At 70.6% G+C, this 17,614-nt stretch carries 1 protein-coding gene (running past one end of the window); it reads left to right on the forward strand.

Annotation, left to right across the window (positions count from 1 at the left end; translation table 11 throughout):
* Nucleotides 1-17,510, forward strand: partial view of an Ig-like domain-containing protein gene (locus D7X99_RS13855; RefSeq protein ID WP_121778220.1) — the 3' portion only. 16,003 nt of this gene lie to the left of the window's left edge; 17,510 of the gene's 33,513 nt are visible here — the last part of the coding sequence; its start codon lies beyond the left edge, outside the window; the stop codon is at nucleotides 17,508-17,510.
* The last annotated feature ends 104 nt before the right edge of the window (nucleotides 17,511-17,614 follow it).

The raw sequence follows: 17,614 nt of genomic DNA on the forward strand, positions 1-17,614 counted from the left end.
CGGCGCTGTTCGCGGGGCCGGTGGACGTGAGGCTCGTGGACGAAGGAGGCCCGGAGACCTTCTTCCCCGCGGGCCTGCTCGCCCTGGAGCCGCTGGCCAACAAGGCCGTCACCCTGAGCCCGAACCACGGTCCGGTGAGCGGTGGAACGCGCGTGCGGGTGAGCGTGGCCGGCAAGGCCGTGGCGCCCGGAACGACGGTCAAGGTGGGCGCGGTTGCTGGCGTGGACGTGGACATCCTCGACCTGTCCTCGCTGGAGTTCACCACCCCCGTCAGCGATGCCGCGGGCCTGGCGCTCGTGACGCTGACGCGGCCGGAGGACAAGGATCCGCTGACGGGGGAGTCCGTGCCCGTCACCGTGGGGACCTTCTCCTATGACCTGCCCATTGGCACGACGCTGAGCCTGCCCGGGTTCCCCCCGCGCGAGGCGTCCGACATCAAGCTGGTGGGAGACAAGCTCTACGTCGGTGTCTCCACGCCGTCCCTGGCGGGCCTGGAAATCTTCGATGTCCGCCTGGAGGAGCGCCCCCTGCGACTGGGGGGCTTGAGCACCCCGTTGCCGGTGCGGGGCCTGGACGTGGCGGGCGCGCTGGCGCTTCTGGCCAATGACGTGGCGGGGCTCGCGGCGGTGGACGTGTCGCGTCCGGAGACGCCCTTCCTGGTGCGGCGGGTGGCCACGGATGGCATCGCTACGTCCGTGCGGCTGGAAGGCTCGCGGGCCTTCGTCACCACCGTGAACCCCACGGTGGCGGGCGGCAAGGTGCAGGTGTTCGACGCGGCGTCGCCCGGCCTGGAGCTCCTGGAGACGGTGCCGTTGGCGACGGGGCAGCTGGGGTCGGACGCGCTGGCCCTGGACCTGGGGCCGGAGCGTTTCTACGTCCTGACGTCCGACGTGGTGGGCACGCAGGGCAACGGGCTCGTGCTGTCCATCCGCGACCGCGCGGGGACCCTGTTGGGGCACATCAGCGTGGACACCGCGCTGACGCAGTTCGAGGATCTGGTGCGCAGCCGCGTGGTGGTGCGCTCGCAGCGCGCCTACGTGACCGCGGGCAAGCGGCTGCACGTGTTCGACCTCACGAATGAGTCCTCGCCGCAGCGGGTGCAGTCCACCGACCTGGGCGTGGACCTTGCGGGCCTGGGCTGGGTGGGCGGGACGCTGTTCGTGTCCACCGACGGCGCGAACACCGTGCAGACGGTGCCGCCCGTGGAGCTGTTGCCCGTGGGCATGGTGCCCGCGTCCGGGGCGCTCACGGAAGCGACGACCTCCGTGCAGGTGGACTTCACCTTGCCGGTGAAGGAGGAGTCCCTCACCGCGACGTCGTTCGAGGTGAAGGCGCTGCGCGCGGGGACGACCCTCGTGGTGCCGGGGACGCGGAAGGTGGAGTACGCCGTGCGCGGCTCCTCCGTCGTCTTCAATCCCGAGGCTCCGTTCCAGGATGGGGACGTGGTCTCGGTGGGCGTGAGTGGGCTCGTGTCGATGAGCCTCAAGCCCCAGGCCGTGCCCTTCCACGGGACGTTCACGGTGGTGGGCGCGCAGGCGCTCCAGCCGCGCATCGACTCGCTGAAGCCGGCGTCGGGCCGGGCGGACCGGACGACGGTGGTGGAACTCACGGGCGCGGGCTTCCGCGCGGGCGACGTCGTCCGCGTGGGCGGCCGTCCCGTCACGGTGACGGTGGTGGATGAGAACACGCTCTCGCTCACCATTCCCCCGACGCCGTTGGACAGCTCCGGCCTGCCGGTGGCGGGCGCGGCGGCGGTGGAGGTGGTGGACCCGAGCGGCCTGTCCGCCCTGAAGCTGGGTGGCTTCGTGTTCCGCGACACGCTGAAGCTGCTCGCGCTGTCGCCGGACCGCGCGCCGCAGCAGGGTGGGGTGAAGGTGCAGTTGTCCGGCCGAGGCTTCGCGCCGGGCATGAAGGTGTCCTTCGGGGGCACGAACTCCTTCGACGTGCGGGTGCTCGGCACGCAGGCCGCGGAGGCCGTCGCGCCGACCCATGTCGCGGGTGTGGTCGACGTGGGGGTGACGCTGGAGGGCGACACGTCGCTGCTGCCGGCCTCGTTCCTGTATGGCTCGGGCGCGGTGTCCCGGCTGTCGACGCCGCCGGTGCGCGACGTGCTGGTGGACAACGGCGTGGCCTATGCCGCGCTCGGCGCCACCGTCGATGTGTACGGCGCGAACGGCACCCTGTTGGCCGCCAACCGGAAGACGCCGAACGGCGGACTGCTGCTGGCAAGCCTCAGCGAGCCCACGCACGTCACCCCCATCGCGCAGCTCACCTTCCCCGGGGAGGGGGGCAGCCGCCGCGTGCTCAAGCAGGGCAACACCGTCTACGTCGCGGCGGGTTCGAGCGGCGTGCAGCGCGTGAACGTGGCCACGCCGGGTCAGCCCGCGCTGTACTCGGCCCTCACGGTCCCTGGCGGCGCGGTGGACATCGCGCTGGGCGGGTCGCTGCTGTTCGTCGGTGACTCCGAAGGCGTCAAGGTGTTCGACGTGTCCAACGCCAATGCCGCCGCGCAGCCCCTGCGCGTTGGCGCGCGCGCCATCCCGGGTGGGGTGGGCGCCCTGGCGTTGCACGGGAGCCGTCTGCTGGTCTCCAGCGCGGCGAAGGTCGCGCCGAAGTTCTACGTGCTGGACGCGCGGACCGGCGACCTGGTGGAGCAAGGCGTGGCGGAGCTCGTGGCCCCGGCGGTGCACATCAGCGCCGAAGGGACGCGGGCCTTCCTGGCACTCGGGTCAGCGAAGCAGGTGGCCATCTACGAGCTGTCGGGCGCCCAGCCCTCGCCCGCGGGGACCCTGGTGGTGGAGGATCCGCTGGGCGGCACCTGGGTGTCCGCCGAGCAGACGCGCGTCGCGGCGGGCGTGGCGTACGTGGCCGCGGGTGGTGGCAAGGTGCAGCGTTTCTCCGTGCGCGAGGGCACTGCGCCGGTCCGGCTGGGCCAGGCGGCGGTGGTGGGCGACGCGCGCACGCTGGCGTTCATGGGGCGCTACCTCCTGGTGGGCACGCTGGTGCTGGACGACGCGGGCACGGCGGTGGAGCTGCCGCTGACGGACCCGGCCCAGGCGGGGCTGCAGCTCGCGGGCGCGCTGGCCTCCGTGGAGCTGGACACGCTGGAGATCCGCGGCACGGAGCCGGCGGAAGGGGACATCGTCGCGCCGGGCGCGGAGGTCCACGTCCTGTTGACCTCCCTGCCGGACGTGGCGAGCGCCGGACAGGTGACGCTGGTGCGCGCGAATGACGGCGAGCCGGTGTCGGTGTCGCGCTCGGTGGTGACCGACACGCAGGGCGGCCAGGTGGTGCTGACGCCGGCGGCGCCGCTCGCGCTGGACACGCGGTACGAGCTCCGCGTGGGCGCGGGGTTGAAGGACCTCCGGGGCGCCATGCTGGGCACCGAGGCCCGGGTCCGCTTCCGCACCAGCCTCAACGCGTCGCAGGAGCGGCCGGAGGTGGCCTCCGTGTCGCCGGCCTACGGGCTGGAGGCGGGCGGCAACGAAGTGGACGTGCTGGGCACGGGCTTCCTGCAGGACTGCACCGTGAAGGTGGGCGGCGCGGTGGCGGCGGTCTCGCAGGTGTCGCAGGACGGCAAGCGCGTCCACGTGACGGTGCCGCCGGGCAAGGCGGGCGCCGCCGCGGTGGAGGTCATCAACCCGGGTGGCCTGTCGCACGTGCGGCTGGGCGCCTACCGGTACCTGTCGCTTCCGTCGCTGGCGGCGGTCCAGCCGGCGCGCGCGCCGTACAGCAGCCGGCAGGTGGTGACGCTCACGGGCCAGGGACTCTTCCCGGGCTCGCAGGTGTCGTTCGGTTCAGTGCCCGCGCGGTCGGTGACGTTCTCCGATTCCGGGGCGCTGCTCGTGGAGGTCCCGGATGACGTGACGGGGCGCGTGGACCTCACGGTCCTCACGCCGGGCACGCCGCCCCAGCAGGCCACGCTCGCGGGAGGCTTCACCTTCACGCTGGCGAAGCGCGCTCAGCTGGACGGCTTGGGCCAGGTGGTGGCGCGCAAGGACCACCGGCTGTTCGTGGCCCGGGATGGGTTCCTGACGGCCCTGGACTTCTCCGTTCCGGGGAGCCCCACGGAGGTGGGGACGGTGACGGGCGTGACGCAGCCCGTGGACCTCGCGCTCCACGGTGACTCGCTGTTCCTCGCGGGCAAGGGCGAGGTCGTCCGCTACGACGTGTCGTCTGGTGCGTGCGCGCCCCAGCCGCTGGCGACGTGTGGTCCGCTGGAGAAGGACCGCGTGCAGCTCGCGCCGACGTCGGGTGTCACGCTCCGCGCGGTCGCGGCGGGCGACGCCGGGGCGTACGTGGCGGTGGCAGGTGGCAACGAGCTGGCGCTGCTGGCTCCCGTGAACGGCGTATACGCGGTGGTCGCGCGGACGCTGCTCGACTCGGGCACGGTGCTGGACCTGGACCTGGTGCGCGGCGCGCTGGTGGTGCTGGTGCGGGATGGCGCGGCCGGTGCCCGTCTGGAGGTTCGCAGCACGGAGATCGCCAGCCTCACGCGTCTGCGCGAGGTGTCCCTGCCGGGCACGACGTCCGGCGGTGACGGCGCCCTGACGCACGAGGGGGCGCGCCTGGCGGCCTCCGTGGGTGGGCAGCTGTACCTCTTCGATTTGACGGAGGTGGAGGCGCCGGGCTTCGTGGCGTCCGCGCTGGACCCCAGCGGCGGCACCTCCAGCACCCTGTCGCTGTCGGGCCCGTGGCTCATGGCCGCACAGGGCGGCCGCGTGTCGTGGCTGGACACCACGCAGGGGCTGCAGGAGCGCACGTTCGCGGACGGCCTGGGCCTCGTGTCGGACGTGGCGGTGATCAACGGCGTGGCCGTGGCCGCCAGCTCCAACAACAGCCTGCACGTGTTCCGGGTGCCGTACCCGGCGGTGGACGGCATGTCGCCGCTGCCCGGTGAGAGGGTGGCGCAGGGGGCGGCGGTCTCCGTGGCCCTGGCCTCGGAGGTTCCCAGCACGGTGACCCAGGCGTCCTCGCTGGCGCTGTGGGACGGCGCGCTCGAGGTGGAGGGTTCGTTGCTGGCTTCGGGCCACGCGCTCGTCTTCACTCCCGTGGCGGCGCTCGACCCGGCGCGCTCCTACGTGGCGCGGCTGGGACTGGGCGCGCTGCCAGATGTCGTCGGTGGCACGGTGCTGGGCCCGTGGGACTACCCGCTGCGCGCGGGCGGCCCGGCGGTGTCGTTGAGCATCTCCTCCGTGACGCCGAACACGGGCCCGACGGCGGGCGGCGTGACGGTGAGCGTGCTGGGCGCGGGCTTCGATGAGGGCACGCAGGTGTTCATCGGTGGCATCGCCGCGCCGCTCGTCGCTCCGTTCGAGGAGAACGAGCTGCAGGTGAGCCTGCCGCAGGCCATTGTCGCGGGCCCCGCGGACGTGCGCGTGCGGCGCGCGGTGGATGGCGTGGAGGCCGTGGCGGCTTCGCGCTTCCTGTACGTGGCGCCGCTGTCGTTCGCGAGCGTGACGCCCCGCGCGGTGGACCTGGCGGGAGGCACGGTGAGCATCACGGGCGCGGGCTTCCACCGCGGCCTGGAGGTGCACTTCGACGGCGTGAAGGCGTTCACCCAGAACCTGACCGCCAGCCGCGTGGACGCGCTGGTTCCGGCGGGTGACGAGCGGCACCTGACGCTGACGCTCAGCCAGCCCGGCGCGACGCCGGTGGTGGTGGCGCAGGCGGTCTACCGCGGTGACGTACGTGCTCCCGTCGTGGAGCGCGTGGAGCCGATGGCCACCGTGGGCAACCAGAATGTCCCGCTGGCCGCCGTCTTCGACGTCCGCTTCGACGAGACGCTGGCGAGCGCCAGCACGCAGGGACTGAAGCTGCTGCGCAATCCCTCTGGCGTGGCCGTGCCTGGCACCGCGAGCCTGCTGGGCGACGGGCGCACCCTGCGCTTCACGCCGGGCGCCGCGCTGACGTCCACCACGTCGTATGCGTTGAGCGTCACCGGAGTGACGGACGTGGCGGGCAACATCACGCCCGCCTTCACGCGCGTGTTCCGCACGGTGGACACGGTGAAGCCCACCTTGCAGCTGCGCCGTGCCGGTGGGGCCGTGGTGGTGGAACAAGCGCGCTTCGCGGCGGAGGTCGCCTGGACGTTCCAGGTGGTGGCCACCGATGACAGTGGCGGCACCACGACGACCACCCTCAAGGTGGACGGCCAGCCGGTGACGGCGACGAACGGCATCTACCGCTACACGTGGCCGTCGTCCGCGATGGGCCCCTCCGTGCTGACGGCGACTGCGACGGACGCGAGCGGCAACGTCAGCGACCCGGTGACGGTGACGGTGACGGTGGTGGAGGACTCGCCTCCGGACGTCTCCTTCCAGCAGCCGGTGGCGGACGGGACGCGCACCGAGGGCGAAACGCAGGACATCCTCGTGGCGGCGTCCGACAACCACGGGCTCGTGTCCGTGGAGCTGCACCTGGATGGCGTGCCCTTCGCGCGGCTGGACGGGTTGAGCGGCACGAGCGCGACGCTGACGCGCACGCTGAGGCTGGACCCGGTGCCGGGGACGGACCTCCAGGTGCAGCGCGTGCTGACCGCCTATGCCACGGACTCCGAGGGCCAGGTGTCGGCCGCGGAGCAGCGCGTCGTCACGGTGACGCGCGATGCGCAGGCGCCCACGGTGGCGCTGCGCTCGCCGGTCGAGGGTGGCCGGGTGGTGGGCGGTTCGGAGCTGACGCTGGAGGCGCTCGCGTCCGACGCGAACGGCGTGGCGTCGGTGGCGTTCTTCGTGGATGGCACCCAGGTAGGCGAGGCCCAGAAGGCCCCGTGGACGGTGGCCTGGAAGGCGCCGGCCGTGACGTCCAATGCGTCGCGCACGGTGAAGGCAGTGGCGAAGGACGTCCGCGGCAACGCGGCGGAAGCCACGGCCCTCATCACGGTGGAGCCTTCGTCCGCCCGGCCGTACGTGGCGTGGTCCTCGCCCGCGGCAGGGGCGTCGTTGCAGGAAGGGCGGCCCTTCGAGGTCTCGGTGGATGCCTCGGCCTCGGCGGGAGTCGCGTCGGTGCGGGTGCGGGCCGGCACGGAGGAGCGGATCCTCACGCAGGCGCCGTGGCGCACGACGTTCGTCGCGCCCGTCCTGGAAGCGGGCTCCGCGCCTCTGGCGCTGGAAGCCCAGGTCACGGACAACGCGGGTGGCACGAGCACCGTCATCCGTCGGCAGGTCACCGTGGTGGATGACGGTCAGACGGCGGTGGGCGTGTCGCTGGCGCAGGAGCCGGACGGGACGTTGCTGCTGGGCGGCTCGACGCTGGTGCTGACGGGCGCCACGGATGGTGGGGTCGCGCCTGTCCTGACCGCGAAGGTCGGGAGTGTGGACCTGCCGGTGCGGATGCGCGCGGGTGGGGTCCAGGGCGAGGCGCAGTTGCCGGAAGGGCCCGAGGGCGCGCAGGTGCTGGCGCAGGCCTCGGTCACGGCCGCGGGCGGTGCCTCGGCGTCGGTGGAGCACGCGGGAACGCTGGCAGTGCTGTCCAGTGGCCAGGCGGCGCGGGTGGAGGACGCGGCGGATTCCCTGACGCCGGTGGCGCTGGTGTCGCGTGGCGACCAGGTGCTGGTGGTGCGCTCGGATGACAGCGGCGCGGGTGTGGTGGAACTGCGCTCGCGGCAGACGGGCGTGAAGCTCGCGACGCGCGACGTCCTCGGAACGCCGGTGGGCGCGGCCTTCGTGGACGATGCGGTGGTGGTGGCCCTGAGCCGCAATGGCGCGGGGTCGCTGGAGCGCTTCTCGCTGTCCACGCTGGAGCCGCAGGATTCGACGACGCTGGCCCGCGCCCCGCTGGCGATGGATGGGGCGGGGAGCTGGCTCGCGCTGGGCACGGACGAGGGTGTTGAGGTGCGTCGCGCCAACGGCAGTCTGGCGGGCCGGTTGCGCCTGGGCTCGGTGAAGGGCGTGTCGGCGGAAGGCGACCGGCTCTTCGCGCTCACGGGCACGCAGCTCGTCGCGGTGGACGTCAAGAAACCGCACGCGCCGAAGGAACTGTCCCGCACCTCGCTGGGGACCTCCGGCTTCACGGCGGTCGCCGCGCTGGCGGACGGCGGCGTGTGCTCTGCGGGCGCTGGCGTGAAGTGCTTCGGGATGGATGGCACGAACGCGCTTGTCGCGCGTGGTGAGGCGACGATGGGCGCGCCCGCGGTGAGCGCGGGTGCCTTCGGAGAGCTGCTGGTGGTGGGCACCGCCTCGGGTGCCCGCGTGGTGGACGTCCGCGGCGCACCGGCCGTGGCCGGCGTGTATCCGGCCATGACCGGGCCGGCGGTGCTGGTGCCGGGAGCGCTCGTCGGTGGACTTCCGCGTGGGATGGCGCGGCTTCCGGTGGTTCGCGGGCCGGCCACGCCGCAGCTGACCTGGACGCTGGTGTCCTCCGCGGTCCAGGGCTCACGCCTGACGCTGGGTGCGCAGACGACGGATGACGCGCTGCCGCTCAACGGGTTCACGGCGGAGCTGTCCGTGAACGGCGTGGTGGTGGACGCGAGGGATTCGAGCTTGCCGCAGTGGGTGGACCTGCCCACCACGGGAAGCAACGCGACGGTGGAACTGCTCGTGAGGGACCTGGCCGGACGACAGGCTCGCGTCACGCGCGAGGTGTCGCTGACGGAGCCCACGGGTGGACCGGTGCTCGCCTCGGCGGAAGTTCCTCCCTTCGTGGAGGAGGGAACGACCTTCGCCGTGAACGCCGTGCCGGTGAATCCGGCACAGGTGGTGAATGTGGAGGTCACGCTCGCGAGCGGAACGCCCGTGCTGCTGCCGGCTCCTGCCTTCACCGGCGGCCTGCTCGCGCCGGCCGTGACCGGTGAGACGCAGATGCAGGTGTCGTTCGTGGCCATCGACGCCCAGGGGCGCCGGGGCCCGGCCCTGGTTCTGCCAGTAACCGTCCGCGATGCCACCAGTGCCGCGCCGTCCGTGGCGCTGGAGCGCCGGGATGGCACCGGTGACTCCGCCATCGAAGGCCAGTTTGTGACGGTCCGCGCGACCACCACGCTGGGCTCCGCATCCACGGTCGTGAGCTTCCGGCTGGATGGGGTGGAGGTGGCGTGGGGAACGGGCCTCATCGTCGACGCGACGGTGCGGATGCCGCTGGTCGTGGGGGCCCGGCAGGTGGTGCTGAGCGCGGTGGCCTGGGAGGCGGGCCGCGAGTCCGCTCTGGCGACGTTGAACATCCAGGTGTTGGATGACCTGACGAAGCCGACCCTCTCCATCGAGACGGATCCACCGGGACCGGTCGTGGCCGCGGGCACCGAGCTCAAGGCGACCGCCAAGGCCTCGGACACGCTGGCGCTGGCGCGCGTGTCGTTGGAACTCTGGGCCGGAGGTGTGCGTCAGGCCCGGAGTGGAACGGTGCTGAGCTTCCATGTCCCCGAGCAGACGCCGCCGGGAACGGTGCTGGAGCTGCGGGGCCGCGCCGAGGACCGGTCGGGCAACGTGGAGACGGTCACGGTGCAGCGCACCGTGGTGTCGCCGGCGCAGCCCGCCGACGCCGCCACCGTGGCGTTGAGCGGAGCCACGAGCGTGACGCGGCTGGGCGAGCGCGTGTACGCCGCCCATGCTTCGGGTTTGTGGATTGGAAAGGTGGCCGGGACGGCCGAGGCGCCGGGGCTGGAGACCCTCGGGTCGCTCGCCACGCCGGTCGCGCCCAAGGCGCTCGCGGTGTGGGGCAAGCACGCGGCGTTGGCCCTGGGCGCATCCGGCCTGTGGCTGGTGGACGTCAGCGTGCCCGCGTCGCCGGTCGTGAAGGCGCGCATCGCAGGCAACTACGTCACCGTCGCCGCCGCGGATGGCTTCTACGCGGGCCGCATCGACTCCATCTACCCCGCGTCGGAGCGGCTGGATGTGGGCGACCCGTCCGCGCCGGTGCGCACGGCCATCTTGCAGAACTCCAACCTGTCGCTCGCCGGAGCGGGGATGGATGGACCGCTGGCGTGGTACGGCACCTCGGACCTCATCGTCTACGAGGCGGAGTCGGGAAACAGCTCGGTCTCGTTCTGGCCCGCCGTCGGCCGCGTGGCCCGGGCGGATGGGGACCGGCTGGTGGTGGGCACGGACCGCTCGCTGGTCGTGTGGACGCGCGAGACGAACAACGTGCTGACCAAGGTGGCGACCCTGGAGCTGCCGTCGGGTGTCCGCGCGATGGATGTGGTGCGAGGCGTCGCGTATGTCGCGGGCGACGACGGCTGGCTGCGCGTGGTGGACCTGCGCGAGCCGACCTCGCCGCGAATCGTGTCGCGCACGGCGCTGGACGCGAGCGGTCTGTCCATCAGCGGTGGCCTGTTGTTCGCGGCCGGCCCCGAGGGAGTGCGCGCGATGCGCCTGCCCGTGCCCACGGCGGGAGAGTCCGCGGGGGCGGTGGTCCTGGCGGACACGGCGCTGGGATTGACGCCGTTCCGTGGCGGAGCGCTGGTCGCGGCGCGGACGGCGGGAGTCCACGCGGTGTCCGTGGCGGGCGGCGTGGCTCCGACCGACCTGGGCGTGCTGCGCTCGGGCACTGACGTGCGGCAGGTGGAGCGCGCGGGCCGGGATGTGCTGGTGCTGGACGGCCAGGTCCTGAATGTCTACCCGGAAACGGCCAACGGAACGTTGGCCGGAACGTCGGCGAACGGCTGGGCCCTGACGGCGTCGCTCGGAAACGTGGACCGCTTCGCGGCGTCCGCGGGTCGCATCTGGTCCGTGTCGGCGGGGACGGTGAAGTCGGTGCGTTGGCCTTCGGCGGATGGCTTTGGCTCGCTGTTGCTGGGCAGCGCCGTGCTGGACGTGGCGGGTGACGAGCAGCATGCGCTGGTGGCGTTGGGCGCCCAGGGCGTGGCGGTGGTGGAGGTGGCGCCGTCCGGCCAGCTGCGCCGTGTCGCGACGTTGCCGGTGAACGCCTCGACGGTGGCCCTGGCGGGTCCGCTGGCGATCGCGGGCGGCGCGTCGTCGTTCTCCGTGTTCACGCTGGCGAATGGGGAAGCGCCCCAACTGGTGGGCACGGTGCCGACGGTGGGCGCGGTGCAGCGCGTCCGGCTGGAGGGCCGGTTGGCGCTCGTGAGCGAAGGGGCCGCGGGCGTCGAACTGTGGCACCTGCCGGAAGGCCAGCCGTTCTCGCTCATGGCGACCCTGGCAGCTACCGGGGCGACCGACGCGGTGGTCTTCGCGGGCCGGGTGCTGGTCGCGTCCGGCGCGTCCGGAGTTCAGGCCTTCACGCCGCCCACGGGCGCGCTGCCAGCGGTGCGGGTGTCCGCGCCGACGGGAACGCAGCTCGTGGAGACGGGAGGCCAGGTGAGCCTGACCGCCGTGGCCACGGGCGTGGGCCTGGACAGCGCGGAGCTGGTGGTGGACGGCCAGCCGGTGGTGACGCTGGACGAGGCGAAGCTGAATGCGCGCTGGACGGTGCCGGGCGGTTCCGTCGCGGGTCAGCGGCACGCGCTCCAGGTGCGCGTGCGCGCCGCGGGCGGGACGGAAGCCCTGTCGTCCCCGTTGATGGTCGAGGTGAAGGCACCGACGACGGGTGCGCCGACGGTGGCGGTGACCTGGCCCTCGGCGAACACGCAGCTGCGTTCAGGGGCCGCGGTATGGGTCGAGGCGCGTCGCTCGGGTGGCGTGACGCCGGCCACGCTGGTGGCGCGCCTGGGAACGCTGTCGCTGGGCAGGCTGCTTCCCTACGCGACGGATCCGTCGCTCTACGGGGCCATGTTCCGGCTGCCAGTGGTGGAGTCGACGCTGGACACGACGCTCACGGTGTCCCTGTCGGATGGCGCGGGCCGTGGGGCGGAGAACTCCATCCTCGTGAAGGTTCTGCCGGATGTGCAGGCGCCGAGCATCCCCAGCGGGCTGCCCTCGAGCCTTCGCGCCGGGCCGTACGTGAACACGTTCCAGGTGAACGCCACGGACGACGGCGTGGTCTGGCTGGAGTTGGAGAAGGACGGCGTGGTGATCGCGGCCACGTCCGAGGCCAATGTCAGTACGGGCCTCTCCTACAGCCTGATCCTCCCCGAGGATTCGGTGGGCCAGCAGGTGACGTTGAAGGCGACGGCCTATGACGTGGCGGGCCACAGCACCCCCGTGGAGAAGACCTACACGGTGGCGCCGGATGGCGTGAAACCGACGGTGTCGTTCTCCTTCAACTTGCCGCCCGCGACTGCCATCGAGGGCAGCACCATCACGGTCCAGGCCACGGCCACGGACCCGGACGGGGACCTGGAGAGCATCCAGTTGTTCGCGGATGACGAGGAGATCGCCTCGAGCACGACGTACATCGTGACGGCGAACTACACGCTGCCCATCCGTGCGCAGAAGCAGCAGGTCGTCTTCCGCGCGGTGGCGAAAGACAGACGTGGTCGCCCGGACGAAGTCACACGCACGACGGTGTTGCAGGCCAATACGCCCCCGGAGCTCACATTCACCCTCAACCCCAGCGCCCCGCGCGAGGGCGATACAGTGAACGTCTGCATCCAGGCCACGGACAACGGCGGCATCCAGTCCTTCACCGCCACTGTGGGTGGGGGGCAGATGGTGGCGGAGGTGTCATGTGGTCCGACCTGCGTCCGCAAGTGCATGGATTACTCGCTGGGCGCGGGGACGGCGTCGATCCATGTGGAGGCAAGCGCCACGGACGATTTGGGCGCGATGACCACGGACGCACGGGACTTCCCGGTCACGGCCAACGAGCGGCCGAAGGTGACGCTGGCGACGCCCAGCATCGCGAGCAAGGGTGTCGACACGGTGCTGTCCGGCACGGTCACGGATGATCGCGGCCCGCTTGACTGGGCGGAGTTCCGGGTGAACGGCGTGCGCGTGGGCAACCGCGTGACATCGGTGCCTTCGGGGGCCTCGTTGAGCCAGACCTGGGTGCCTACGACGTTGGAGACGGTCACCGTCTCGCTCGTCGCGCAGGATCGAATGGGGCTGATCGGCGAAGCCATTCAGGGCGTGACCGTGGCGGAGCCGGTACATCCCACGGAGACCACTGATGTCATCGCCGCGAATGACATGAGTTTCGAAAACCAGGACATCGTCATCCAGGGCAACAAGACGCTGCGCATCGACGGCGCACACACGTTCCGCAACCTGTATGTGCTTTCAGGCGCGACGTTGACCCACAGCCAGCAGGGCGTGTCTGGAGCGAATTTCTTGAATCTGACCGTCACGCAGGAAGTGCGTGTCGACAGCTCCAGCAAGATCGACGTGAGCGGGCGTGGGTACCTGGGCGGGTGGCAGGAAGGAAATGCACAGCGGGTGGGACGGACGACGGGGAACGTGTCGTCCGGGATGAATGTGTCGGCTGGCAGCCACGGTGGCTTCGGCTTCGCGCAGGTCTCGGGCAGCGTGCAGGAAAAGATGCCCGTCCATGACGACGCGCGGAACCCGTCGGACTTTGGCTCGGGAGGCAGTGGCTCAACTTCGCCATCGCAGCCAGGAGGCAATGGAGGCGGGTTGCTGCGGCTGACGGCGGGGAGCCTGAAGCTGGACGGCAAGCTCCTGGCCAATGGAGGCAATGGCTCTTCGTACGGAGGCGCGGGAGGCGGCATCCGCGTGGACGTGGGGGCGCTGACGGGAACCGGCAGCATCGAGGCGAAGGGCGGCAATACGAATGGCTATGGAGGCGGTGGTGGCCGGGTCGCCGTCTACTACGACACGGCGCTCAGCAGCTTCGACTGGAGCAAGATTTCCGCACGAGGCGCACTCAATGGCGGCGTGGGGACGGTGTACCTGAAGGGGAGCCAGCAGCCGAATGGCGAGCTGGTGATGGATTCCGAGAACGTCGCGCCCCACGCCACCAGCACGGGAAGAACGCCGGTTCCAGGCGGGTCGTATGAGCGCTTCGTCGTCCGTAACGCCGCGAGGGTGGACGTTACGGAACCGCTGTTCACGCCCATCTTCCAGGTGGATCACGCAGAAGTAGCCTTCTTGGGGAGCCTGACGGGAAGCTTCACATCCCTGCGGGTATTGGGTAGCAGCACGGTCGATCTCCGGCAGCCCTGGGCCTTCGGAGAAGGCATGACGGTGGAATTGGGCGACGCGTCGACCTTGAAGGTCGTGGGGGGCGCTCCACTACGACTTTCGAGCCTCACGGTCCTGGGCAACAACACGAAGCTGGTATTGAACGAAAGCGTGGACGATGTTCCACGAGCACTGGAGTTGAATGTCAGTGGTGTGATGACGGTGGGAAGCGGGGCCTCCGTCGACGTGAGCGAGCGTGGGTACCTGGGCGGGTGGCAGGGAGGAAATGCACAGCGGGTGGGACGGACGACGGGGAACGTGTCGTCCGGGATGAATGTGTCGGCTGGCAGCCACGGTGGCTTCGGCTTCGCGCAGGTCTCGGGCGGCGTGCAGGAAAAGATGCCCGTCCATGACGACGCGCGGAACCCGTCGGACTTTGGCTCGGGAGGCAGTGGCTCAACTTCGCCATCGCAGCCAGGAGGCAATGGAGGCGGGTTGCTGCGGCTGACGGCGGGGAGCCTGAAGCTGGACGGCAAGCTCCTGGCCAATGGAGGCAATGGCTCTTCGTACGGAGGCGCGGGAGGCGGCATCCGCGTGGACGTGGGGGCGCTGACGGGAACCGGCAGCATCGAGGCGAAGGGCGGCAATACGAATGGCTATGGAGGCGGTGGTGGCCGGGTCGCCGTCTACTACGACACGGCGCTCAGCAGCTTCGACTGGAGCAAGATTTCCGCACGAGGCGCACTCAATGGCGGCGTGGGGACGGTGTACCTGAAGGGGAGCCAGCAGCCGAATGGCGAGCTGGTGATGGATTCCGAGAACGTCGCGCCCCACGCCACCAGCACGGGAAGAACGCCGGTTCCAGGCGGGTCGTATGAGCGCTTCGTCGTCCGTAACGCCGCGAGGGTGGACGTTACGGAACCGCTGTTCACGCCCATCTTCCAGGTGGCTTCAGCCGATGTCTCGTTGACGGGAGCGGCGCCGCATCAACTGCAGGATGTGAAGGTGTCTGGGAGTAATGCCTCCCTGTGGCTGAATCCAAATGCGAATGGATCCCCACAGCCTCTGGTGCTGGACGTCACCGGAACACTTGAAGTCGGCAGCGGAGCTTCCATTGACGTCAGCGGTGCTGGATACCTGGGCGGTTGGCAGGGCGTGAACCAGCAGCGCCCCGGCAGGACGCAGGGCAACGTCTCTACCGGTCAGCTCAATGCCGGTGGCAGCCACGGTGGCTACGGAGAGGCGGGTTCCAGTTCCACGGTCGTGCCTCTCTATGACGACATCCACACCCCGTCGGACTTCGGCGCGGGTGGATCGGGTGGCTCCAGCAGCTCCTCGAAGGGGGGCAATGGCGGCGGTGCCCTCTGGGTGAAGGCCTCCAGCTTCAAGCTGGACGGCGCGCTCAAGGCCAATGGTGTCAACGGAAGCATCTACGGCGGCGCGGGCGGCAGCATCCGCGTGGATGTCGCGGGTGCCATGACCGGCGCCGGCACCATTGATGCGGTGGGCGGAACAGCTGGCGGCGGTGGACGGGTGGCCATCACCTACGACACGGCCAGCAGCACCTACGACTGGAGCAAGGTCTCCGCCAAGGGGGGCGACCGAGCAGGCCCGGGCACCGTGTTCCTGAAGGGCAGCCAGCAGCAGTACGGTTCGCTGTCAGTGGATCACAAGTTGAACAGCCTTGACCGGACGAAGGTGAAGGCCACGCAGGTGCCAGCGGGCCGCTATGATCGCTTCGAGGTCCGCGGCCGTGCCTGGGTCGAAGTGGTGGGGACCTTCCTGGAAGGAAGCGTGCTGGAGGTGTCGGGCTCAGACTCGGTCGTGACGCTGCAAGGCGCTGTGACGCACAGGCTTTCGTCCTTGAAGGTGACCGGGTCCAATTCCTATGTGTCTGTCCAAGGCAGGGCGGACGGCCAACCGCTGCCGCTCAAGTTGGACGTGGACTCGGTGGAGGTCGGGAGTGGCGCGTCCATCAACATGAACGCCGCGGGGTTCCTGGGCGGCTGGCAAGGCGTGAACACGCAGCTGGCGGCACGGACCACGGGGAACGTATCGACGGGCCGGACGGACGCACTCGGAGGCAGTCATGGTGGATACGGGAGTGTCGAATCCTCCACGGCGTCCGCCATCCCAATCTATGACGACATCCAGAACCCCTCCGACTTCGGTGCGGGAGGTTCGGCCTATAGCTCCACGCAGAAGGGTGGCAACGGCGGCGGCGCCCTGTGGCTGAAGGCGGACAGCCTGATGCTCAATGGCAGTCTCCTGGCCAATGGAGTTCATGTCGACGCGTGGGCCAGAGGCGGCGCTGGCGGCGGCATCCGGTTGGAGGTGCGCGCGCTCACGGGCGCCGGAACGGTGGAGGCCGCGGGAGGCGCCTATGGTGGCGGTGGACGCGTGGCGGTCTACTACGACACGGCGGCGACCTCGTTCGACTTGAGCAGGATTTCGGCGCAGGGAGGCATGTACGCGAAATCCGGCACCGTGTTCCTGAAGGGGAGCCTGCAGACGAACGGTGAGCTGATATTGGATCAGCTGAACGTCGGTGCGAACCGCAATGACACCCGGCCCACGCCCGTTTCGGGTGGAACTTATGAGCGCGTCGTGGTGCGCAACAATGCCTTCGCGGAACTGGCCGACGCCGTGTCGACGCCCGTGCTTCAGGTGGAAGGCACTGACGCGGTGCTGGTCCTCAGTGGAACCCAGCCCCGGGCGCTCTCAAGCCTGAAGATCACCGGCCTCAATGCATCGCTGGAAACGGGTCGAGCCGCCGACGGCAACCCGTTGACGCTGGACCTGGACGTCAGTGGAACGGTGGAAGTGGGGACCGGCGCCTCCATCAATCTCGCCGGAGCCGGCTACCTGGGTGGATGGCGAGAGGTGAATACCCAACGGGCGGGACGGACGGTGGGCAACGTCCCGTCCTCGCTGGTCGATGTGAACGCCAGTCACGCGGGCTATGGAGCCCTCAGGAATTCCGTGACCACGCCAACCTACGGCGACTACCAGGCGCCCACGCTCGCGGGAGCGGGTGGCTCCGGTGGCGCGGGCGGGTCCAGCCAACCCGGTGTCAATGGTGGCGGCGTACTTCGGTTGACGGCGCCCAGCCTGATCCTCAATGGCAAACTCGTGGCCAACTCCGCGTCCGGCACCAACTCCTACCAGTCCGGCGCGGGCGGCAGCATCTGGCTGGAGGTAGGGGCGCTGACGGGGGCGGGCTTCATCGAAGCGAGCAGCACCGTCTCAGGTGGAGGCGGGCGCGTGGCCGTCTACCATGATGGTGCCAGCACCACCTTCGACTGGACCCATATCTCCGCGACGGGAGGTCCATACGCGGGTGGGCCTGGCACGGTGTACGTGAAGGACCATCAAGAACCGTACGGCGACCTCTACGTCGACAATGCCAACGCTGCCTCCTTCAACCCGGCCACGGCGCCCGCCACCCCGCTGCCCGCGACCCCCGCCGGACAGCAGACCTTCCGCAATCTCACCCTTACCCGGAAGGCCTCCGTGGCCACGCCGGATGCGCTGATCATCACGGGCACGCTCACCGTGGACTCCAGCTCGCGCCTGCAGTCGTCGAACCTCAACCTCCCATGACCCGTCCTGCTCGTGACCGGAGCGCTTCCGCGCTCCCTCTGTCTGCCCGAATCACATCTGTTCTCTTCCTGACAGCCCTGCTTTCCACGGGCTGCCGTGACGAG

The sequence above is a fragment of the Corallococcus sp. AB032C genome, from assembly GCF_003668935.1.
In the GTDB taxonomy this organism is placed as follows: domain Bacteria; phylum Myxococcota; class Myxococcia; order Myxococcales; family Myxococcaceae; genus Corallococcus; species Corallococcus exiguus.